Raw genomic sequence first — 24764 nt, 5'->3', positions numbered from 1 at the left:
AGCGCATTATGAAAAAGATATTTTATACAGCCTTCTATTTTTGCAGCGCACTGCTGCTAAGTTCCTGCATAGGCGATTTGGACCAGTATCCGCATGAAGACGAAACAGCCGCCAGCATCTACACCAGCGCCGCAAACTATAAAGCCGTGTTAGGGAAAATCTATACGGCAATGGTAACTACCGGACAAGAAAAAAGCGGTGATCCGGATTTGAGCAGCAACAGCGGACAGGACTACATGCGTTGCTTCTTCAACCTGCAGGAATGCGGTACGGACGAAGTAGCCTCTACCTGGTTGTCCGGTGACAACGTGACCGGCCTCACCTACCTCAGCTGGGATGCCAACGACCCGTGGGTATCGGATATGTACTACCGTATTTATTACAACATTGCATTGTGCAATGAGTTTATCCGCAACGCTACCGACGAAAAGCTGGCACAGTTTACGGAACAGGAACAAAGTGAAATCCGTCATTACCGTGCCGAAGCCCGGTTTATGCGTGCGCTGTTCTACTATCATGCACTCGACCTGTACCGTAACATTCCGTTTGTGACGGAGAATGACCCGACAAGCGGTTATCTCCCTCCACGCTATACAGCCGCACAGATTTTCAGTTATATCGAAAGCGAACTGAACAGCACCGTGAATGATATGCTCGACAAAGCGGATTGTCCTTACGGCCGTGCTTCACAGGGAGCTGCGTATACCTTACTGGCTAAACTCTATCTGAATGCGGAAGTGTACACCAATACTTCCAAATATACCGAATGTATCAGTGCCTGCCAACAGGCAATCGCTCAGGGATATTCTCTGGAAGACGATTACAGCAGCCTGTTCAATGCGGATAATGACAAGCGCACTGCCAATGAAATAATCTTCACCCTGCCGGTAGATGCTACGCATACCGTATCATGGGGTTCTTCCACCTATATCATTTGCGGTGCGGTAAGTAATACTTCCGACAAGCAAGTACCCGAAGACTATGGAGTGAAAAGCGGCTGGGGTATGTTCCGCGTACGCGGTGAAATACCAGCTCTGTTTACAGGAGAAGCTGACCAACGCTACTTATTCTTTACCGACGGCCAGACTCAATACCTGGATAAAATAGATGATCAGTCAAACGGCTTTTTTGTAACGAAATGGACCAACCTTACAGATAATGGTCAAACGGCTTCCAATACAGCCGACGGCGGTGTGAACACCGATTATCCCCTGTTCCGTCTGGCAGACGTATATCTGATGATGGCGGAAGCCGTTGTACGTGGCGGCACAGGAAGTGACAGAGGAACGGTATTGGGCTATATCAACGAACTTCAGAGACGGGCATACGGTGACGATGAGCACAAAATAGCAGATTCCGACCTGACTCTTGACTTCTTGTTAAAAGAACGCGCCCGCGAACTTTACTGGGAAGGACACAGACGTACGGACCTGATCCGCTACGGCATGTTCACAACCGACAAATATCTGTGGCAGTGGAAAGGCGGCGAGAAAGGCGGTACAGCCGTAAACAGCAAGTACAATATCTACCCGATACCGAATACGGAACTTACAGCCAATCCGAACCTGTATAATGAAAATTATTAATTATCCTCTAATACGAACGATATATGAAAACAATAAATAGTCTGATCCTCTCTCTGGCAGCCCTCTTCGTACTGGGTGCCTGCGAAGAAGACGGAGATAAATATTACTTGTCGAGCCTGACAAGCAATGAACTCATTGCTTCGACAGACAACATCGTACTGACCGAAGCGACCGCACAGAAGAATGTGTTATCGCTGGCATGGACAGACCGTACACTGGCTATCAGCAATCCGAACTTTAAACCGACTAATTTGCTGAAAACCGCCATGCAAGTCTCTTTGAGCGAAGACTTCTCGGGTACTATCGTAGAGTCTGCCGAAACCTCCCTTTCGAAGACTTACAACGGTGCCGAACTGAACATTGTCGCTAATAATCTGGGAGTGGAAGCCAACGTGGCCGCAAAATTCTACTTCCGCCTGAAAGGAACGACGGGTAACAACATCGATCCGGCTTATAGCAACGTAGAAGCAGTAACCATCACCCCGTATGAGCTGGATATGCGCTTTGCCAACGTACTCGACCAGAATGCGACTGCCACAGGAATGACCCTGTTCTCCGCCAATACCGACGGTATATACAAGGGCTTCGTCGGTGTAGAGGGCTGGTTCAACTTCCTGGTACAGGAAGCCGACGGTACCATCTGGAGAAATGACAACGAGACCGGAATGCCGTTCCTGCTCACTACAGCCGGCGACTGGAAGTGCTGGTTCCCCGGAACTGCCGGTTGCTACTATATCACATTTGATACCAACAGCAAGCAATGGAACGGACTGCTGATTCCTTCTTTAAATGTCAGCGGAGACATCAATGCCACCATGACATTCGACCGTACCAGCCGGAAATGGACCGCTACATTCAATGCGGATGCAACCGGAACAATCACCGTCCGGATTGACGGAACGGGTAAACTGTATGACCATACCTGCGCCAACCTCAACGACAATGGCGGTTATGACATCGACGATACAAAAGCCAAGGACACCCCTGTCGCATTCAGTGGCAGCAACGCTGCATTGAGCTTTGGAGAAACTGCCGGAGATATCACTGTCAATGTTCCGCAAACAGGAGAATGTACACTGAGCATCGACCTGAGTAATCCGCAGCAATGGACAGCTACCGTAGAGAAAGGCGGCTCCGTAGAACCGGAACCCGAACCGGAAGAAGGACAATATCTGTATCTGCCGGGAATCGGTCCGGACACTGAATGGGCATACGACCACAAAATAGAAGTCTATTACAAAGAAGAACAGAAGTATGCCGGCATCGTAGACGTTAACTCCAAATATGGAAACTATGCGATGACCTTATTCTCATCGGGCAATGAGTGGGATACCAGCAGAATGTACACCATCGCCAAGGATGATGCTGCCAGCACAGCCGAAAGCGGTACGCTGATTAACGGACAAGGCACTAACATTCCTGCTCCCGATGCCGGACTGTATCTGTTCGATGTATCTCTGAAAGAGCTTACTTATAAGACGTATGCTCTTGGCGACAATATCTATTGTTACTACGGAATAGAGAATGACAACAGCTTCAACCCGATTGCAAGCACCGGAACTGCCGGCGAATACTCCGGTACCATCACACTGGCGACAGATTCCAAATGGGGAGCCAAATTCTATGTAGAAAATGCATGGACTGCTTTCTACGGAGGAAGCGACGGCAAGCTATATTACAATGGCGATGGTATCATGCTGAAGGCTGGTACTTATACAATTACAGTGAACCTGATTGACGGAACTTATTCCGCCGTTCAGCAATAACCTTTAGATAACGAAGAACAATGATGAAACAATTCAAAAACATATTGATGGCTTCCGCACTGTTGTGCGGAGCCTTCTTCACCGCTTGCGACGACAACGATGAAAAGCCGGTATTTCCGGAAAATCAAGAGAATGTGTATGATATGTCCGGCTTCGCCAAAGGAGCGGACGTCAGCTGGCTGACAGAAATGGAGAAATCAGGCTACAAGTTCTATGATGCCGAAGGCAACGACCACGAATGCATGTCCCTGCTCCGCGATCTGGGAATGAACTCGATCCGCCTGCGTGTATGGGTAAACCCCGACCAGGGATGGTCTGAAAACGAAGGCTATTTCAATCCCGAAGGCTGGTGCGACAAAGACGATGTTGTGACCAAAGCATGGCGCGCCCACAATCTGGGTTATCGTATCATGATCGATTTCCACTATAGCGACATCTGGGCCGATCCGGGACGACAGGAAAAACCTGCTGCCTGGGCAGACTTGTCTTTCGAGGAATTGCAGAAAGCTGTAGCCGACCACACGACTGATGTTCTGAGTGCCATCAAAGCAAGAGGCATCGATGTGGAATGGGTACAGGTAGGCAACGAAACACGTTCGGGCATGCTGAAACCCGACGGAGCGGCCAGCAGCGGAAACACTGCCAACTTTGCCAAACTGGTAACTTCCGGTTACGATGCCGTCAAAGCAATCTATCCGCAGGCAAAAGTGATTGTACATATCGACGAAGGCAACAATCCCAACCGCTATATCTGGCTGTTCGACGGACTGAAAGCAGACGGTGGCAAATGGGATGTAATCGGCATGTCACTCTACCCTGATCCAGAGACACAGGACTGGCGCAAGCTGAACAACGACTGCATAAGCAACATAAAAAATCTGATCGAACGCTATAATACTCCGGTCATGATGTGCGAACTCGGCATTAACTGGAATTACGAAGAAGCAGAAGCATTTTTTACCGACTTCGTGACAAAAGCGAAAGAAATAGACCAATGTCTGGGCGTATTCACCTGGGAGCCTCAGTGCTACGGTGGTTGGAAAGGGTATCACAAAGGTTTATTTGACGACAGCGGCAAGCCGACTTCTGCATTTAATGCCTTCAAACGATAAATTTATTGAATCCTTTTCATAACTTTACCCCGAATCCCTAATTTATATACCTGAAAAAGAAAAAATGAACATGAAACACCAAAAACAGTTGCTAACTGTACTTTTGATGAGCGCAGCCAGTATGCTGCAAGCACAGCGCAGCGAAACGCTGCTCGAAAAGAACTGGAAATTCAGTAAAGGAGATTTTCCGGAAGCTGCGCAGACTGACTACAACGATACTAAATGGGAATCGGTCGTTATCCCACATGACTGGGCCATCTTCGGACCTTTCGATGTGAAGAACGACCTGCAAAATGTAGCAGTCACACAGAACTTTGAGAAAAAGGCATCACTGAAAACCGGACGTACCGGAGGTCTTCCATATGTCGGAACCGGATGGTATCGCACCAGTTTCGATGTTCCCGCCGACAAGGAAGTCACTCTCTTGTTCGACGGAGCAATGAGCGAAGCGCGTATATACGTCAACGGACAGGAGGCTTGCTTCTGGCCTTTCGGCTACAATTCTTTTCATTGCAACGTTACCCCTTTCCTGAATAAAGACGGAAAGAACAATACACTGGCGGTACGCCTGGAAAACCGTCCGCAGTCTTCACGCTGGTATCCGGGAGCAGGTTTGTACCGCAATGTACATCTGATTGTGACGGACAAAGTCCACGTCCCCGTATGGGGTACGCAGATCACCACTCCCCATGTCAGTGATGAATTTGCCGCCATACGCCTGCAGACAAAGATAGAGAATGCCGGCGAAAAGACGGAAATCCGTATAGAGACAGAAATCCTGTCACCGGATGGAAAGGTAGTGACACGTAAAGAAAACAAAGGACGCATCAATCACGGGCAGCCGTTTGAACAAAACTTCATCGTCAATGCGCCTCAACTCTGGTCGCCGGAAAGCCCCGCTCTCTACAAAGCCGTATCCAAAGTGTATGCAGACAATCAGCTGGTAGATACCTACTCTACCCGTTTCGGTATCCGCAGCATTGAATATATTGCCGACAAAGGTTTCTATCTGAACGGAAAACACCGCAAATTTCAGGGGGTATGCAATCACCATGACTTAGGTCCGTTGGGTGCAGCCATCAACGTAGCGGCACTTCGCCACCAGCTCACACTCTTGAAAGACATGGGATGCGATGCCATTCGTACTTCCCACAATATGCCGGCTCCCGAACTCGTGGAATTGTGTGATGAAATGGGATTCATGATGATGATCGAACCGTTCGACGAATGGGACATCGCCAAATGTGAAAACGGATATCACCGTTACTTCAACGAATGGGCAGAACGCGATATGGTGAATATGCTGCACAACTATCGCAACAATCCTTGTGTGGTAATGTGGAGCATCGGCAATGAGGTTCCCACCCAATGCAGCCCTGTCGGATACAAAGTTGCGAAGTTCCTGCAAGACATCTGTCATCGTGAAGATCCTACCCGCCCCGTCACCTGCGGCATGGACCAGGTATCTTGTGTGCTTGCCAACGGATTTGCCGCCATGATCGATATTCCCGGTCTGAACTACCGCGCCAACCGCTATCAGGAAGCATACTCCAAACTTCCGCAGAATCTCATTCTGGGTAGTGAGACCGCTTCTACCGTAAGTTCACGCGGAGTCTACAAATTTCCGGTTGAGGATAAGAAAAGTGCGATATACGACGACCATCAATGTTCTTCTTATGATGTAGAGGCTTGTTCGTGGTCAAATATCCCTGACGAGGACTTTGCATTGGCAGACGATTACCACTGGACCATAGGACAGTTTGTATGGACCGGCTTCGATTACTTGGGTGAGCCTTCTCCTTACGATACCAATGCCTGGCCCAATCACAGTTCCATGTTTGGCATTATCGACCTCGCCAGTTTGCCCAAAGACCGCTATTACTTATACCGCAGCATATGGAATAAGGAAGCGGAAACACTGCATATCCTGCCGCATTGGACATGGCCGGGACGCGAAGGTGAAGTAACTCCAGTATTTGTTTACACCAACTACCCTGCTGCCGAACTGTTTATCAACGGCAAAAGCTATGGCAAACAAAGCAAGAACAACAGTTCATTGAAGAGCCGTTATCGCCTGATGTGGATGGATGCTGTATATGAACCGGGTGAAGTGAAAGTAGTAGCCTATGATAAAGACGGAAAAGCAGTAGCAGAAAAAGTGGTCCGTACAGCCGGCAAGCCTCATCACATCGAACTGGTCAGCAACCGGAATGAACTGACGGCAGACGGAAAAGACCTTGCTTATGTAACCGTGAAAGTAGTAGACAAAGACGGAAACCTCTGCCCTGCCGACAACCGCCTGATTAACTTCTCCGTCAAAGGAGCCGGAACATACCGTGCCGGAGCCAATGGTGACCCAACGAGTCTCGACCTGTTCCATCTTCCGAAGATGCACGCTTTCAACGGAATGCTTACAGCTATCGTACAAACGAATGAAACAGCCGGAGAAATTATTCTGACTGCCAAAGCCGGCGGAGTGAAAGCAGGAAGTATCCGTCTTCTGACGAAATAATCGGTCTACATAAAGAAATATATTTGAAAAATTGCTGTCACCTGTCACCAAACGAGTGATAATAGTCTGATAATTAAACCATAAGACCGTGACAGCAACGTGTGACAGCAGTGTGATGGCAAGTATTGCCGTCACACTGCTGTTTCACGTTGCTATTTCATCTTAGCTCCCTCCTGCACTTCTACTGATATCAAGTCAAGTTCGTTTCCCTATTTGAAACTATAGTTCCCATTGCTTGAAACTCTAGTTTCATACGCTCGAAACTTTTGGTTTCAAGCCTTTGGAACTATGGTTTCTTACTGATGAAACTACAGTTTCTCACCGATGGAACCCTAGTTTCAAGCAGTGGAAACTAATTAAGCTACAACGAGTGGCAGTAGCGTGACGGCAAATTCTGCCATCACACTGCTGTCACTCGTTGCCGTCACCATATTTATACCTAAAAATCAACCTGTTACCTCTAAAACAGTGACAGGTGACAGATAATATTTGTTTTTATTTATATAGGATGAAGAAAATATAGATGCTACTGATATTATTTACAGATAAACGTAACCAACAATCCTTTGTGATCGGTTGGCCATACATCAAGCGGCAATAAGAACTTATCTTTGGATGTCTCCTGCACGCGCTGTGCGCGGACAATAGAACCTTTCGGTCCGAAGATGACCGCCTTCCTTGCATCCAGTCCTTCGCCTTTATAGAAAATAAAGTCGATCCGGTCCCGCTCGTCTGCTTTGGGAGCCCATGTGATTTTCTCCGGAGTTTTTGCCGGATTGTCCGAAGGATAAGTAAAGCCGGGATGTGTCAAGGGATTGGGATATATCTTGCGGTAACTATCTACAAATCCGGCTTCTTCGAGCAAAGTCGTTACCGTCCAGGGCACAACGAAGCCATTGTGATCGTACATATCTTTATTCTTTTCTATCCAGTCACGGTGGGACGGTTCGTTAAAGTCACCGCCGATAATCACTTTATACCCTGCTGCCAGGTCTTTCTCAGCCTGAGTGATAAACAAACGGATAGCATCGTCACGCTGGGAAGCAACGTTTACTTTCAGTATCTCTTCTACCGATGCCGGCAACGGTATTTCCTTCCAGGTAGAACCGTCATAGCCGCGGGCATTGTAGTATGCACAATCCAGATAATCCAGATGTGACGTGTAAACCGCTACCTTATGCCCGTTTACCGAACTGGTCAGGCGGTAGATACTTCCGTGATCGTCTTTCTCGGGAAAAACAGTCAGGGAATCGGTGATAGGATGTTTGCTCAGCAACCCCGTGTCATAACTATAAAAAGAATAATACGAAAGCCCCTTCTCTTTCAGCGAAGCACAGACGCGGGCTGTGAAATTCGTCTTATTGTAATTCCTGACTTCACTGAAAGTTACAAAGTCCGGTTTCAGGCGAACAATCTCATTGACAATAGCGTCATATCCTCCCGGTACCATCGTACCTTCCTGCCATACATTCCATTGCAGTACTGTAAATTCATTACTCTTCTGACTTCGTGCAAAGACGGAAACAAATAGTAAAAGTGTCGTAAATAGTAAGTTGGTTAATCGCATTTCATTTATTATTTAGCGTGATGTATCTTTAAATAGCTTTCCAGAAAGACTGAAAATCACGGTATTTACCGTAGCAGACCAGTTCGTCTCCTTCTTCCACCTTTTCATCTCCGGGCAACTCATTCTTGACATGAAGCTCTGTCAGAGAAATGCCCAGACAATTAGTGACACTGTTCGCCCGCTTCAATGCGATAACTTTCAGATGAAACTCTTCATCCATATTCAGTTCATTCACAAAGTATCCTACAAACTTCTTCGGAACGGTAAACTTCACCACATAATAATCCTGGTCGATACGGAACGCTTCCATCGTCGCTCCAAAATCGAGCAACTGCACCAGGCTGCGGGCGGCATCCTCTTCCGGTGTCAGAATTTTCTCCAGACTGAAAGCCTCCAGCACCGCTTTGTGTACCGCATCAATGGCACGGGCAAAGATACGCGATACCTTTTTCTGCTTCAGCAATGCAACAACACGTATGGAGGCACCGAAATTCTCACCAATGGCAACAATGACGATATCTACACTATTCAAAGGCAGCACCGACAATGACTGCTCGTCCGTAGCATCAATGACAAAAGCGGTAGCAACCTTGTCTTTGATTGAATCTACACGGCTTTCACTGATATCCGCTCCAATAATCTCATGTCCCAATGCCGACAATTCCTCGGCAAGCACATGTCCGTAATTTCCTAAACCAATAATAATATACTTCATGATGTTAGTTTATGATGATGTTATCACTCGGATAACGGTATTTTGTATTCTTTTTCTGTTTGACGATTCCCAGCATCAGAGTGATCAGCCCCACACGACCGATAAACATCAGCAAAGATACCAGCAACTTACTCGCATCACACAGCTGAGGAGTCAGATTCAAGCTCGATCCTACCGTACTGAGGGCAGAAACACATTCGAAAGTCAGCGCCAGTAAAGAAGCCTCCGGCTCGAGTATGCTCAATATAAAGATAAAGAGAAACAGTACTCCCAGCGACATGACTACCGTCGCATTGGAACGCCGGATAGAATCGTGAGACAGTTCCCTGCCAAATACTTCCACCCGTTCACTCCCCCGCAATACAGCGACAAGATTCAGCACGACTACTGCAAAAGCATTCACTTTGACACCTCCTGCCGTAGACTGCGAACCACCGCCGACCCACATTAAGAAAAGATAAACCAACAGAGTCTGCACACTCAAGGATGCCAGATCGACACTGCTGAAACCGGCTGTTCGCGGACAAGTAGCATTAAAGAAAGCTTGCGTCCACTTATCGGCGACAGGCATACCGGCAAAAGAGGCATTCCACTCAAAAGCAGCAACAGCCAATGTACCGATCAGCAAAAGCAGGAAAGTCATGATTAATACGATTTTCGTATTCAGGTTATAGAGGTGCTGTACCTTATGCCTTTCCAGTTTACGGGTACGTACAAATTTCCAGAAACGGCGCAAATGGTATAATACGATATCTTTGAAATTAACCAGAATCGGGAAACCGATACCTCCAAATATGATAAGTAAGGAAACGGAAATGAACAACCAGTTGTGGTTAGTCATCACCATCGGATTTCCCAAGTTACCGGAAAGGGTGGAAAAACCCGCATTACAGAAAGCAGAGATGGAGTGGAACGCGGCAAAAGCCAGCTCTTCTTCCAGATTCATCCCCAGTGTACCGTGAATGCTGAACCAGATCGATATCATACCTATCCCTTCGATCACCAGCGTAAATCCCAATATATACAGCAAAGTGGACAGCAATGACCCCAGCGAATTGGAACTGACCATATCACGTACGACAAGCTGATTGTAAATGGAAGTATTTCCCATAAAGAACATGGCGAAGAAACTGGTCAATGTCATCACACCCAGTCCGCCAATCTGAATCAGCAGGATAATGACAACCAATCCGCTGGTGGTGAAAGTGGTGGATACATCTACCGGGACCAACCCCGTCACACATACGGCACTGGTCGCTGTAAACAGAGAATCGACCCAGGTGATGCCATTGACCGTACATCGCGGAAGCATCAGCAATCCCGTCCCGATCAGAATAATAGCCAGAAAGCTGACAGCCAGTATCAGAGACGGATTCGTGCGGCGTCCTAAAAGACGCACCAGCCCATTGGATAAGTTCAGCAGAGAAAAGATCAGCAACAATACCAAATGATAGAACTTCCCGTGAAGGAATTCCCAAACCTGCAAAATCGCTCCTTCTTCCTCCGGACGATGGAAGATGACAGGTACCAGAGTGAGATAGAGCAATCCGCTCAATATCCATGCCAGCCTTCGATATTGCTTTTTCGTATTCCGGTATTCCAGCGAAATATGCAATGTGACATCAATCAGGAAGATGATCCATACAGCTTTATACAAGACCTGTATCTGCTCTACTTCCCCCGGGGACAAGGGAAAACCATGTTCGTAAACTACTCCGACAATCAACAACAGAGATGCCAGATACGTGAGTGCTTCTACCAGCCCCAGTATGATGCGTATATAGGGTTTCAGAAGTTTATTCTGATATAACAGAAATTTATGATAAATCTTCATATCACATTTTTTATTGTCGTCTTTGCTATGTCGTGCAAACTTAATTAAAATAACAATCGGATTCCATTCTTTGTTGACAAAATTACACGAATATTAAAAATTTTGCCTACTTTTGGCAGCAGAAAACTAATAAACCACAATATCATGAGTGACAAAAGAAAACGGTATATCCTGCCGGAAGAAGAAATTCCACATTACTGGTACAACATTCAGGCTGACATGGTGAACAAGCCAATGCCTCCGTTGCATCCGGGAACCAAACAACCGCTGAAAGCGGAAGATCTGTATCCAATCTTTGCCAAAGAACTGTGCCATCAGGAACTTAACCAGACGGACGCATGGATTGAAATACCGGAAGATGTACGCGAAATGTATAAATATTATCGCAGTACGCCGCTTGTACGCGCTTACGGACTGGAGAAAGCGCTCGGAACTCCGGCACATATCTATTTCAAGAACGAAAGCGTCAGCCCGATCGGTTCTCATAAGTTGAACTCTGCGCTGGCTCAGGCATACTATTGCAAAGAAGAAGGCGTCACGAACGTTACCACCGAGACCGGTGCAGGACAATGGGGAGCCGCTCTTTCTTATGCAGCCAAAGTATTCGGACTCGAAGCTGCCGTTTATCAGGTAAAGATCAGCTACGAGCAAAAACCTTACCGCCGCAGCATCATGCAGACTTTCGGTGCACAGGTGACTCCTTCTCCGTCAATGTCTACCCGTGCGGGAAAAGATATCCTGACTGCTCACCCTACGTATCAGGGTTCTCTGGGTACAGCCATTTCGGAAGCTATCGAACTGGCACAAATGACTCCCAACTGTAAATATACACTCGGTTCGGTACTCAGCCACGTAACTCTCCATCAGACAATCATCGGTCTGGAAGCTGAAAAGCAAATGGAAATGGCAGGCGAATATCCGGATGTGGTAATCGGTTGTTTCGGAGGTGGTTCCAACTTCGGAGGTATCTCTTTCCCATTTATGCGTCACAACATTCTGGAAGGAAAGAAGACCCGTTTTGTTGCTGCCGAACCTGCTTCCTGCCCCAAACTGACTCGCGGTAAATTCCAATACGACTTCGGTGACGAGGCCGGATACACTCCGCTGCTCCCGATGTTTACATTAGGACATAACTTCGCCCCTGCCCATATCCATGCGGGCGGTCTTCGCTATCACGGCGCAGGTGTCATCGTTTCACAGTTACTGAAGGACAACCTGATGGAAGCAGTAGATATCCAGCAGCTGGAATCTTTCGAAGCGGGCTGCCTGTTCGCACAGATGGAAGGTATTATTCCGGCACCGGAATCTTGTCACGCGATTGCCGCCGCCGTACGCGAAGCAAACCAGTGCAAGGAAACCGGAGAAGAGAAAGTGATTCTGTTCAACCTGTCCGGACATGGATTGATTGACATGGCATCTTATGATAAGTATCTGGCAGGCGATTTAGTGAACTACGCATTGACTGACGAAGATATCCAGAAGAACCTGGATGAAATAGGAGACTTATCCAAATAAACTTCGGTATCAGAACCGAACATTATCATTATAAAGCCCGGTACACTGTGCCGGGCTTATTTATTTTCTGCATGCAGCATATCCATATACTCACCGGGGGACATCTTTTCAACATTCGCAAAATAGCGGTAGAAACTGGAACGGGAAGTAAAGCCGCTCATGAACATCAGTTCCTTCACAGAAAGGTCTTTCTGCAGTCTGGCCTGTTCTTTAAAATACTGCAAACGATGGAAATTGATAAAGTCTCTAAAGCCGGAAAAGCCATCGTAATGAAGAGCTTTATCGAGCCTGTTCTCATTCGTATTCAAGTCATTCAACAAGTCCTGCAATGCATATTGAGGATTGGTAAGACAATCACCCGGACAATATGCCACAACGAAAGATGATTCATCGGTACTTCTGTTAAGCGGGGTAACGCATTCGATCCCCCCTGGCTGAAAAGCCATATCCATTCGAGATTATCGCATAACAAAAGAAGAGACAGGGTAATGGCAAGCATTCCCCAGGCTTTCTGGAGTCTGTTATCAGAAGAACGGAAAAAAACAATAATTCCCAATACCAGACCCACAACATCCAGCAATAATTCAATGCATAATACTATGACATTTACCATCCTTTTTTTTAAAGGGGCAAAAGTATACTTTTTCAGAAAAGAAAGAGGAGTTCCTTTCTTTAAAAAACGTCCCATTTTAAGAAAATCAACTAAAATGGGAATCTTTTGGAAGGTACAAATTTCCTCCTTCTAATCGGAACAAATACCTTTGTCCGAGTATTCAATTCAAACAATACCAATTTAAATATGACACGCTACTTAAAGAATATGGAAAAAGAAATTATCATCAACAATCAACCTGATGAAATCACAAGAATTGCCCAATTCATCGACGAATTAGGGATGTCATTACAACTTCCGCCGAGTATTACAATGAGTGTTAACCTCGCTATCGAAGAAGCCATCTCCAATATTATCCATCACGGTTACCCGACAAACAAAGAAGGTGAGATCACACTCCTAACTTCTGTTGCCCCCGGAATACTCACCGCCCGAATCATAGACAATGGTATTTCATTCGATCCCACTGAAAGAAACACCGATGCTGACAACATTATATCGCTCGACCAACAGCTGACACAGGGATTAGGACTCTTTCTAATCCGGCGGACGATGGACAAAGTGGAATATCACTCTACGGAATCTCAAAATGAACTGACCCTTATCAAAAAGATCGATATGGACTTCAAACCGGAAGCTTCGCTCAAAACCAATATTTGCAAAATAGAAGAAGTGACCATACTAACTATTGAAGGACGCCTGGATACAGCAAACAGTAACGATTTCAATGTAGTCATCAGTCCGCTGCTAAGCATGCCGACTCCGAATATCATAATCAATGTCGAAGGTTTGCTCTATATCAGCAGTTCCGGTTTGCGCAGTCTGATTACCCTTCAGAAATGCGTCCGGCAACATCAGGGAGTGCTTGTCATAGAAGCAATGAGACCTGAAATCCTGAAGATATTCGACATGACCGGTTGTTCTTCCCTGTTTACCATTCGCTAAAACGCCCTGTCTTATGAAGAAATCAGGTATTATATCCTGTATTCTGCTGTTAACCGCTTTCTTTTCAGCAGGCACAACGAATGCGCAGTCTATCGTCCTCACTCCCAAGTGGACCGCACAGGCACAATTCGCCGGTTACTATGTAGCCGAGAAGATGGGATTTTATAAAGAAGAAGGGCTCGACGTGCGCATACAGCATCCTTCTCTCTCCGAAAGTTCCTTTTCTTTTCTGAAGAAGGGTAAAGCTCAGGCAGTTGTCATGAACTTGTCGTATGCGCTGACTGAGTTCTTTGCAGGCGCACGCGTAGTCAACATCCTGCAGACCTCACAGGAAAACAGTCTGATGCTGGTCAGCCATTCACCATTGAAAGGTCTTACTGCCCTGCAACATCAGAAAATAGCCGTATGGAATCATCTCAGTCAGGAATTACTCGGACAAGTTGCCAATAAATACCAGCTTCAGGTGGAATGGATACGCTTTAACGGCGGAGTGAATATCTTTCTCTCAAAGGCCGCGGATATCTGTCTGGTAGGAAGTTACAACGAATTCCTCCAATTGGCGGAATGCGGTATGAAAACAGATTCTACCCACGTCATGCATTTTGCCGATTACGGATACAACCTGCCCGAAGATGGCCTTTACGTTACCGAGGAATTTTACGAGAAGTATCCGGAAGCCGCACGAAAATTGGCAAAAGCCAGTATGCGTGGCTGGGAATGGGCCAATGAACACCGGGAAGAGACCCTCGACATCATTATGGAAGAGGTGCATCTACACAACATAGGAACCAATCGATATCACCAGCGTAAGATGCTGGATGAGGTATTGCGATTGCAAACAAACAGAGAGAGCGGCAAACGAACCTTCCGGCTAAGCCATGAAGGTTTTGACCGGGCAACAAGCATTTTGCTGCCTGCACAGAAGAAAACAGCCCATATCCGTTATGAGAATTTCGTAAAATAACCAGATCATTCCATGAAACATACTTTTTCACGTTCCTTCGCCACACGTCTGAGCATCTACGTGCTTTCATTCACGTTGATTGTCTTCACCACCATCATGGTGCTGGCATATAACTACAGCCAGGAGAAGGTCACCAATTATGCTATCGAACGAACCCACGGATTGTTGAATAACATGGTCACGGAAATCTCCAGCCAGTTGAGTTCTGTAAAAACAACCGTCAACCAATCGCTCTGGATGCTGGAAGGAGGACTGAATCATCCCGATTCACTGCGCCATATCATTACGGAAGTGGTGAAGAACAACCCGTTCATCGTTGGGAGCGGCATTGCCTTCCGACCGGATTATTACAAAGACAAAGGAAAATATTTCATGCCTTACGCCGCGTTCCGCAACGGGAAGGATGGAGAGATTGACTATCATGTATTAGGCAGCCAGAATTATGATTATCCCTGCATGGACTGGTACCTGATTCCCCAGTTACTGAAACAAGAATACTGGAGCGAACCGTATTACGATGAGGGAGGGGGAAATATAATCATGAGTACGTATGCCAAACCGCTATACAACAGTGACGGAGAAGTTTTTGCCATCTTTACCGCCAACATATCCTTATCGCAGTTTACCGATACAATCAGTCACCTGAAACCCTACGAATCAAGTTATACCTATCTGCTCAGCCGCAACGGAAGTTTTCTGACTCATGCGGACCGAAGTAAAATCATGAATGAAACAATATTCTCCGAAGCCTTTGACGGCAACAATCAGGCACAGGAGCAGATAGGACATGAAATGCTGGCAGGGCATACCGGAACGAAGCATTTCAATTATAAAGGAAAAGATTCATATGCCTTCTACACCCCTATCCAACATATAGGATGGTCGGTATGTACGGTCTGCCCGAGCAAAATTATTCTTCATGACCTGGACTCTATTTCCAGAGAGATTATCTATACCTTCCTTGCAGGTATGCTGGCACTGTTCCTGATGGTATACAGCATCATCCGCCGGCTTGCCCGCCCATTGGAGAAGTTCTCCGAATCGGCACGCCAAATCGCTCTCGGAAGGTTTGATGTCAAGCTTCCGAATGTACATTCGAACGACGAGATAAAGGATCTGCACGACTCGCTCTCCTATATGCAACATTCCTTGTCTGCTTATGTAACTGAGTTACAGGCAACCACCGCAAGCAAAGAACGGATTGAAAGCGAATTGTCCATTGCCCGGGAGATACAGATGGGAATGATTCCCAAAATATTCCCTCCCTACCCCGACCGTAATGATGTGGATTTACATGCAATCCTGCATCCTGCCAAAGAAGTAGGCGGCGACTTATATGATTTCTACATAAACGACAACCGCCTCTATTTCGTGATTGGAGATGTGTCGGGCAAAGGAATTCCGGCTTCATTGTTTATGGCGATTACCCGCAGCCTGTTCCGTACCTTGTCTCAGCAGGCTGTTTCACCGGCCAGAATTGTCACCGAAATGAATAACTCGATCTCCGACAATAACGAATCGAATATGTTCGTTACACTGATTGTCGGGATACTCGACTTGCAGACCGGAATACTTAAACTGAGCAACGCAGGACACAATCCCCCTTTCATTATTTATCCGGACGGAGAGGTCTCTCTTCTGGAATTCAAGACGTATCTTTTCGCAGGAGTAATGGAAGACGTGGTCTACTCCGATGAAGAAATAACGCTGAAAGAAGGAAGCAAACTATTCCTTTACACAGATGGAGTAACAGAAGCCGAAGATATAGACAAGCAGCTATACGGAGAAGAAAAGCTGCTGGAAGTTCTGTCTCAAAACACTTCATCGGATGTGCGCAGCACGGTCGACGCCGTAGTCAGTTCCGTAGCCGGACACGTCAAGGAAGCCGAAGCCAGTGATGATTTAACAATTTTACTAATACATTATAAGCCTTAAAAAGACAAACAATAAAGCACAATGATTATGGAAAAAGAAATAAGAATCTCCAACAATCTAAATGAGATTGCCACTTTAGCAAACTTCATTGAAGAGCTAGGTGAGGAACTGTCTTTACCTATGGAAGCAATCATGAACATCAATCTGGCATTGGAAGAAGCTGTTGCCAATATTATTATGTATGCCTACCCTTCCCAGGAGGAGCATATCATTCTACTAAAAGTGACGTCTACTCCCAAACAACTCGTTTTCCTGCTGACAGACAAAGGAGCTTCCTTTGACCCGACACAAGTGGAAGACACGGACATCACCCTTTCTCTTGAAGAACGTCCGATCGGGGGATTAGGAATTTTCCTTATACGAAGCATCATGAACGAAATATCGTATCAGCGTCTTGACAATGAAAATCGATTGACAATGAAAAAAGACATCTGACAACAGACGGAAAAAAGATCATGTAGTTTTCTATCCACAGACATGAGGTATTTAAAGGAAATTACTATCTTTGGTGCCATTATTAATCTCGTGAACTAATAATGAGCAAGCTTAAGAAGATAGTAATCTACTTGTTTTTCCTGTGCATAGGAATGCATTCCGCCTTTCCCGAAACTCCGGAACAAATCACATTTTCCTATATTTCCATCAATGAGGGACTGTCACAAAGTACTGTGTTCTCTATTGATCAGGACAAAAGGGGAAATATGTGGTTTGCCACTTATGACGGTATTAATAAATATGATGGATACGCATTTACGGTTTATCAACACAATGAAGATGATCCGAACAGCATCGCCAATGACATCTCCCGTATTGTAAAAACCGACAGTCAGGGACGGGTGTGGATTGGTACGCGGGATGGATTGTCCCGTTATGATGAAGAAAAAGACATCTTCCAGAACTTTTTCTACGAGAAGAAAGGAAAACACCTGCAAGTCAACGGCATCGAAGAGATTTCACCGGAGCAGTTGCTGATCAGCACTCCGGAAGGGCTGATCATGTTTGATATCAAAGGGTCGAAATTTATAGATGACTCTTTCAGCACTGCGATGCACAAGACCATAGCCTCTACTCTTTACAGACAAGACGATCAAATCTATATTGGCACTCCGACCGACGGACTGTACAATTATTCCATTACCCAGAAGAGTTTTGAGAAAGTGATCCCTGTTTTAGGAACCAAACAGATTCAGGCTATCCTCCAGCAATCCCCTACCCGCATCTGGGTGGCAACCGAAGGAGCCGGACTATTCCTCATTAATCCGAAAACGAAGGAAATAAAGAATTACCTTCATTCCCCCTCCAATCCGAAGAGTATCAGTTCTAATTATATCCGCTCACTGGCACTGGATTCACAGAACCGTTTGTGGATCGGTACTTTCAATGATTTGAATATTTATCATGAGGGCACTGATTCTTTTGCATCCTACAGCAGTAATCCCGTAGAAAACGGCAGCCTGTCCCAGCGCTCGGTCCGCAGTATCTTTATGGATTCGCAAGGTGGTATGTGGCTGGGTACTTATTTCGGCGGACTGAACTATTACCACCCTATCCGAAACCGATTTAAGAATATCCGTAACATTCCTTATAAAAACTCATTAAGCGACAATGTAGTAAGTTGTATTGTCGAAGATAAAGACAAGAATCTGTGGATAGGCACGAATGACGGAGGATTGAATCTTTATAATCCGGCTACGCAACGATTTACATCTTATACGTTGCAGGAAGATGAAAATACGAGAGGTATCGGCTCCAATAATATCAAGGCGGTATATGTAGACGAAAAGAAATCTTTAGTATATATAGGTACCCATGCCGGCGGACTAAGCATTCTTCACCGTAATGGCGGTCAGGTAGAAAGCTTCAATCAGCGGAACAGTCAGCTGGTGAATGAGAACGTCTATGCCATACTTCCCGACGGAGAAGGGAATCTTTGGCTGGGAACTCTTAGTGCACTGGTTCATTTTAATCCGGAAAAGCGGAGTTTTACTACGATTGAAAAAGAGAAAGATGGCACTCCGGTCGTTCTCAAACAAATCACGACTCTATTCCGGGACTCCCATAAACGTTTGTGGATTGGTGGAGAAGAAGGTATATCGGTTTATCAGCAAGAAGGTCTGGAGATACAAAAAGCCGCTATACTTCCGGCTTCCAATGTCACAAAGCTCTTCACAAACTGTATTTACGAAGCTTCCAACGGGGTTATCTGGATAGGTACACGTGAAGGATTTTATTGTTTGAATGAAAAAGATAAGCAGATCAAACGGTATAATACAACCAACGGCCTGCCTAATAACGTAGTATACGGCATTTTGGAAGACTCTTTCGGAAGACTTTGGTTAAGTACCAACCGGGGCATTTCCTGCTTTAATCCGGAAACGGAGAAATTCCGCAACTTTACGGAGTCGGACGGGTTGCAAAGCAATCAGTTCAACACATCTTCGTATTGTCGTACTTCCGCAGGACAGATGTATTTTGGCGGTATCAACGGAATCACAACTTTCCGTCCGGAGTTATTGCTTGACAATCCTTACACCCCTCCGGTAGTTATCACCAAACTGCAACTATTCAACAAAGTAGTCCGTCCGGATGATGAAACAGGTATTTTGACCAAGAATATCAGTGAAACGGAAAGTATCACACTGAAATCCTGGCAAACGGCATTCTCCATTGAATTTGTAGTCTCCAACTATATCTCGGGACAGCATAATACGTTCGCCTATAAACTGGAAGGGTATGACAAAGAATGGTATTATCTGACGGACAGCCGTACTGTCTCCTACTCCAATCTGCCACAAGGAACATACCAGTTCCTCGTAAAAGCCGCCAACAGTGATGGCAAATGGAATCCTATTCCTACAGCATTGGAAATTATCGTTCTGCCGGTCTGGTATAAAACCTGGTGGGCATTACTCATCTTCTTCGCAACCTTCGTCGGTTTCATCACTTTCGTATTCCGCTTCTTCTGGATGCGTAAAAGCATGGAAGCCCAACTCGAAATAGAACGCAGAGACAAAGAACATCAGGAAGAAATCAATCAGATGAAGATGCGTTTCTTCATCAATATCTCACATGAACTCCGTACACCTTTGACATTAATTCTGACCCCGCTGCAAGAGATCATTAATAAAATCAGTGACCGGTGGACGCGCAACCAACTGGAATATATCCAGCGAAATGCAAACCGGCTGCTTCATCTGGTCAACCAATTGATGGATTACCGCCGGGCCGAACTCGGAGTATTCGAACTAAAAGCGAAAAAGGGAAATGCCCATCAACTGATACAGGACAACTTCCTGTTCTACGACAAACTGGCACGCCACAAAAAAATCACTTATACTCTACATTCGGAACTGGAAGACAAAGAAGTTCTTTTTGATGCCAACTATCTGGAACTGATCGTGAACAATCTTCTTTCCAATGCTTTCAAATACACGGAAAGCGGACAAAGCATCACTGTAACGCTGAAAGAGGAAAATGGCTGGTTATTATTGCAAGTCAGTGATACCGGTATAGGTATCCCCATCAACAAACAGGGGAAGATATTCGAACGTTTCTATCAGATAGAAAGTGAACATGTAGGAAGTGGTATCGGACTTTCGTTAGTACAACGTCTGATAGAACTTCATCATGGACGTATCGAACTGGACAGTGAGGAAAACAAGGGCAGTACATTCTCTGTCTATCTGCCCCAGGATTTATCTGTTTACAAACCTTCCGAACTGGCTTCGAACGACGAACTGAATGAAGAGGAACAAGTATACTCTACCAACTCCAAAGCTATGTATTTCATCGACACGGAGAAAGTGGAAAACGAATCGGTGGAATCCGGTGATAAGAAACGCGGGACAATTCTGATCGTAGAAGACAATAATGAGATCCGCCGCTATCTCAGTAACGGACTGGCTGATTTATTCAATACGCTGGAAGCCGGAAATGGTGAAGAAGCACTGGAAAAACTGAAAGATAACGAGGTGGATGTGATTGTCACCGACGTGATGATGCCGGTTATGAACGGTATCAAGTTATGCAAAAATGTAAAACAGAATATCCGGACTTGTCATATTCCGGTCATCATTCTCTCTGCAAAGACCGATATCAAAGATCAGATGGAAGGTTTGCAAATGGGTGCGGACGACTATATCCCCAAACCTTTCTCGCTTGCCATTCTGACGACCAAAATACAGAACATGATGCGTACACGCAGACGAATGCTCGAGAAATATGCTAAGTCGCTGGAGGTAGAACCGGAAAAGATCACGTTCAACGCAATGGATGAAGCCTTGTTGAAACGCGCTATGGCAATTGTGGAAAAGAACATGGATAACATCGAATTCTCTACCGACGAGTTCGCCAGAGAAATGAACATGAGCCGTTCCAACCTGCATCTGAAATTAAAAGCAATTACCGGAGAATCAACCATCGATTTCATCCGTAAAATACGTTTTAATGAAGCAGCCAAGCTACTGAAAGACGGACGATATACCGTAGCGGAAGTCAGCACCATGGTAGGATTCAATACGCCGTCATACTTTGCGACCAGCTTCAAGAAGTATTTTGGATGTTTGCCTACCGAGTATATTAAAAAGTCTAAAGGATAGTTCGGCATAGACTATAAAGTTACCATTGACAACCTGTGACATTTTTGTGTTATATTAAAGTATTATATGGGGAAAAACAAAAATGTCACAGAGTTATGGATCAGCTATTTAAGTTCAGTCAGAGGTTATTTTTAAGAGAAGTTTACAGAAAACAAGCGGATGTTTTTGCTTTTTTCGGAGGAAAAATTGCACTTTTCTTATAATACAGTCTGTATCATGCCTTTACACCACATTTCTAAACACGATTTATTATTAGTGAATTACTGTGCTGCAACTGCCAAGAAGGACAAGAACAACCAAGCGGTTGCTGAACAGTATTACATCGGTTGCACAAGTGCGACAGAATAATTCTCTCAGAAGAAATGAGCAATAGGCCCAAGCTTTCAGTTAATGCATATGAAGCAAACAGCTAATTCTTCCGCATCATTTGGATGAAAGATACGGTAGTTCTCATTGAAGAAAGTATATTGTTATACAAATTTGATATATAATTCAATAAAACTAATAGTAGCCAAGTTGTTTTTGAATAAAGTATGAACGTTACAAACAAGCATTGGCTGCATTACTCTCTATTTTTGTATAGAGATATTAGAACCCTAAAAAATAAACCAAATGAAAGTAAAAGTTTATACTATGAACTCCAAAAAACGTTTTTTTTTCTATGCCGTTTTATCTTTCTTCTGCACGCTCATGGTCGATGCACGTTCAATAACCATACAGCAGAAGATTGACTGGCCTCAATTCATGAGTAACCAAGACATGATATGGGAAGTGCTACCCGAATATTGGCACGAATCAGCCTATCTGGGAAACGGCAGGCTCGGACTAATGATCTATAAAGAGCCGGAGAAAAACTACATACGACTCGAAACGAGCAATTGTGATGTACACGACCACAGGGAGAAAAGAGATGTATTCGGAATCCCCCGATTGCTTACCGGTCACTTTGCATTGCATCCCAAAGGAAAAATCATCAGTGGTAAAATGCGCCTTGATCTTTGGAATGCAGAGGCTACAACAGATATCATTACTACGAAAGGGAGTATTCATCTAAAAGCATTTGTCCATGCCAACGATATGATTATAGTTATAAAAGCAACGACAGAAGGAGAAGAGAAAGACTTTCAATGGGAATGGATAGCCGCTGAAGGTAACAGCCCCCGCTACCTTTTTTTCAAGAATCAAGGTAAAATGGACAAAATTCCGCAAGACTATCCGCTCAACCCCGTCGCTGAGATCAGTCAAGAAAATGGCATTCACTTATCTACCCAAAAGTTACTTGCCGGCGGCGAAACAGTAGTAGGATGGCAGGAAAATAAAGCAGAAAAAGGAGAACGCATTCTATGGGTAAACCTTACACATACATATCCGCAAACAAATGCCGGAGAAACATGTATGAAAGAAATAAAGAAAGCCAAACGACAGGGATTCAAAAAACTGCAAAGTACCCATCGCCAATGGTGGAATGCCTACTATCCGGCTAGTTTCATCACATTACCCGAAATCCAGAAAGAAAATTTTTATTGGATACAGATGTATAAACTGGCCTCTGCCACTCGTGGTGACCGTGCCTTAATAGATAATACAGGACCTTGGCTGACAGAAACTCCCTGGCCAAATGCCTGGTGGAACCTCAACGTACAACTGACTTATTGGGCATTGAATGCGTCTGATCATCTGGATCTGGCTGCTTCACTCGAAAACGCACTTTACAACCACACAGACGAGTTACGCTTAAATGTTCCTGCTGCTTACCGTTCCAACTCATTAGGGATAGGTGTTGCTTCCAATCTGGAATGTATGTCAACGGAGATAGGTATTCCCGGCAAAGGAAAAGCACAAGTAGGCTTATTGCCATGGGCATGCCATAATCTCTGGCTCATTTATCGTCACAAGATGGATGATAATGTATTACGCGACCAGTTATTCCCACTTTTAAAAGGTGCCATCAACTATTACCTGCACTTTCTGGAAAAAGGAGAAGATGGCAAACTGCATCTTCCTGCCACTTACTCACCTGAATATGACATTGTAGAAGACTGTAATTTCGACCTTGCCCTACTCCGTTGGGGATGCCAGACCTTACTGGAATCGACAAAACGTCTGAACCTTCAGGAACCATTGATCGAAACCTGGCAAAATGTACTCGATAATCTGGTTTCGTACCCTATGGACGAGAATGGGTTGTTGATAGGAAAAGATATGCCTTATGCTTTTTCCCACAGGCATTACTCCCATTTACTTGCTATTTATCCTTTATATTTGCTCAACACAGAACAACCCGGTGCTGTTGATACGATCGAGAAATCATTAGCCTTTTGGCAAAGTAAGCCCAAAGCGCTCCAAGGTTACTCCTGTACCGGCGCCTCTTCCATCTCATCTGCCATCGGCAAGGGAAATGACGCACTTTCTTACTTGAACAAGTTATTCGGGAAATTCCTCAGCCCTACCACTATGTATAAAGAAGCAGGTCCTGTGATCGAAACTCCATTATCAGGCGCTCAGTGCATCCATGACATGCTGATACAGAGCTGGGGAGGAAAGATCCGGATTTTCCCGGCTGTTCCGGATGCCTGGAAAGATGTCGCCTATTCCGGTTTGCGCACAGAAGGAGCATTCAAAGTTTCTGCCAGCAGGAAACAGGGAAAGACTGAGTTTATACATATAAAAAGCCTCGCCGGCGAGCCTTGCGTAGTAATGACTGACATTTCTGATCCTGTTTTTACCGGAAAAAGAGACTTCGCCATCAAATCATCCGATAATGGTACTTATCAGATCGACTTGAAAAAAGGGGAAGAAATCATCATTTATCCTAAAGATGCATCTCCGGATTTTAGCATCTCACCTATATCACATATGTCTCAAAACTATTTCGGTAAGAAGGCAAGATGACTCATTGAAATCAGCATGTAAAAGAGCTGCTCGAATGAACCTTAAAATCATCCATTTGAGCAGCTTAAATTGTACAAAAGGTAGCTTATAAGAGCATGTAGAGATATTACATTCTGACATCTAAAAAACTAGAATTCAGAGAAGAAACCAGCTTTTTACACAAAAATAGTATATGACTCAACAAAATTAATATCAAAAAAATCATTTTTG

General features: G+C 45.1%; 15 protein-coding genes. 11 read left to right on the top strand and 4 right to left on the bottom strand.

What is annotated here, in order from left to right; all coding sequences use genetic code 11:
• Positions 1-8 precede the first annotated feature (8 nt).
• From K6V30_RS11815 to galB, 4 genes are all read left to right on the top strand, one after another.
• Positions 9-1586: a RagB/SusD family nutrient uptake outer membrane protein gene (locus K6V30_RS11815; RefSeq protein WP_055271177.1), complete on the top strand. Its 1578-nt coding sequence runs from the start codon at positions 9-11 to the stop codon at positions 1584-1586.
• Between the two features lie 23 nt (positions 1587-1609).
• Positions 1610-3352, top strand: a complete 1743-nt coding sequence (locus K6V30_RS11810) for a DUF5114 domain-containing protein (RefSeq protein WP_010537322.1) — start codon at positions 1610-1612, stop codon at positions 3350-3352.
• Between the two features lie 23 nt (positions 3353-3375).
• A complete protein-coding gene (locus K6V30_RS11805; protein ID WP_029425438.1) occupies positions 3376-4464 on the top strand; it encodes a glycoside hydrolase family 53 protein in 1089 nt (362 codons plus the stop codon).
• A gap of 64 nt (positions 4465-4528) precedes the next feature.
• Positions 4529-6976, top strand: a complete 2448-nt coding sequence (gene galB, locus K6V30_RS11800) for a beta-galactosidase GalB (RefSeq protein WP_010537320.1) — start codon at positions 4529-4531, stop codon at positions 6974-6976.
• Positions 6977-7511: 535 nt separating this feature from the next.
• On the opposite strand, the gene K6V30_RS11795 is transcribed toward galB, so the two are convergent.
• Genes K6V30_RS11795 through K6V30_RS11785 form a run of 3 tightly spaced genes read right to left on the bottom strand, consistent with a single transcriptional unit; the run spans position 7512 to position 11092 of the window.
• Positions 7512-8543 carry an endonuclease/exonuclease/phosphatase family protein gene (locus K6V30_RS11795; protein ID WP_055271179.1) on the bottom strand — a complete coding sequence of 344 codons (1032 nt, stop codon included), beginning with the start codon at positions 8541-8543 and terminating at the stop codon, positions 7512-7514.
• 28 nt (positions 8544-8571) lie between these two features.
• Complete coding sequence (locus tag K6V30_RS11790; RefSeq protein WP_010537318.1) at positions 8572-9258, bottom strand: potassium channel family protein; 687 nt, start codon at positions 9256-9258, stop codon at positions 8572-8574.
• 4 nt (positions 9259-9262) lie between these two features.
• Positions 9263-11092 carry a TrkH family potassium uptake protein gene (locus tag K6V30_RS11785; RefSeq protein ID WP_055271181.1) on the bottom strand — a complete coding sequence of 610 codons (1830 nt, stop codon included), beginning with the start codon at positions 11090-11092 and terminating at the stop codon, positions 9263-9265.
• 144 nt (positions 11093-11236) lie between these two features.
• Here K6V30_RS11785 and K6V30_RS11780 point away from each other — a divergent pair, with 144 nt between their 5' ends.
• A complete protein-coding gene (locus K6V30_RS11780; protein WP_010537316.1) occupies positions 11237-12607 on the top strand; it encodes a TrpB-like pyridoxal phosphate-dependent enzyme in 1371 nt (456 codons plus the stop codon).
• A gap of 56 nt (positions 12608-12663) precedes the next feature.
• On the opposite strand, the gene K6V30_RS11775 is transcribed toward K6V30_RS11780, so the two are convergent.
• Positions 12664-13053: a helix-turn-helix domain-containing protein gene (locus tag K6V30_RS11775; RefSeq protein ID WP_022301711.1), complete on the bottom strand. Its 390-nt coding sequence runs from the start codon at positions 13051-13053 to the stop codon at positions 12664-12666.
• 374 nt (positions 13054-13427) lie between these two features.
• Between K6V30_RS11775 and K6V30_RS11770 the strand changes: the two genes are divergently transcribed.
• The 6 genes from K6V30_RS11770 to K6V30_RS11745 all read left to right on the top strand — a co-directional run bounded on the left by K6V30_RS11770 (position 13428) and on the right by K6V30_RS11745 (position 24554).
• The gene (locus tag K6V30_RS11770; protein ID WP_010537313.1) at positions 13428-14165 is read left to right on the top strand and encodes an anti-sigma factor antagonist; all 738 of its coding nucleotides are present in this window, start codon (positions 13428-13430) and stop codon (positions 14163-14165) included.
• A gap of 13 nt (positions 14166-14178) precedes the next feature.
• The gene (locus tag K6V30_RS11765) at positions 14179-15129 is read left to right on the top strand and encodes an ABC transporter substrate-binding protein (RefSeq protein WP_022301713.1); all 951 of its coding nucleotides are present in this window, start codon (positions 14179-14181) and stop codon (positions 15127-15129) included.
• A 12-nt stretch (positions 15130-15141) separates the two neighbouring features.
• Complete coding sequence (locus tag K6V30_RS11760) at positions 15142-17064, top strand: SpoIIE family protein phosphatase (protein ID WP_010537311.1); 1923 nt, start codon at positions 15142-15144, stop codon at positions 17062-17064.
• A 27-nt stretch (positions 17065-17091) separates the two neighbouring features.
• Complete coding sequence (locus K6V30_RS11755; RefSeq protein ID WP_022301715.1) at positions 17092-17499, top strand: ATP-binding protein; 408 nt, start codon at positions 17092-17094, stop codon at positions 17497-17499.
• Between the two features lie 101 nt (positions 17500-17600).
• Positions 17601-21662, top strand: coding sequence for a hybrid sensor histidine kinase/response regulator transcription factor (locus K6V30_RS11750; protein WP_022301716.1), 4062 nt, complete (start codon positions 17601-17603; stop codon positions 21660-21662).
• A 633-nt stretch (positions 21663-22295) separates the two neighbouring features.
• Positions 22296-24554, top strand: a complete 2259-nt coding sequence (locus K6V30_RS11745) for a glycosyl hydrolase family 95 catalytic domain-containing protein (protein WP_055271209.1) — start codon at positions 22296-22298, stop codon at positions 24552-24554.
• Positions 24555-24764: the final 210 nt, after the last annotated feature.

This window comes from Bacteroides faecis, assembly GCF_020091505.1.
In the GTDB taxonomy this organism is placed as follows: Bacteria; Bacteroidota; Bacteroidia; order Bacteroidales; family Bacteroidaceae; genus Bacteroides; species Bacteroides faecis.
Note: the sequence above shows the minus strand (reverse complement) of the source record. Positions and strands in the feature narration are given on the sequence as shown.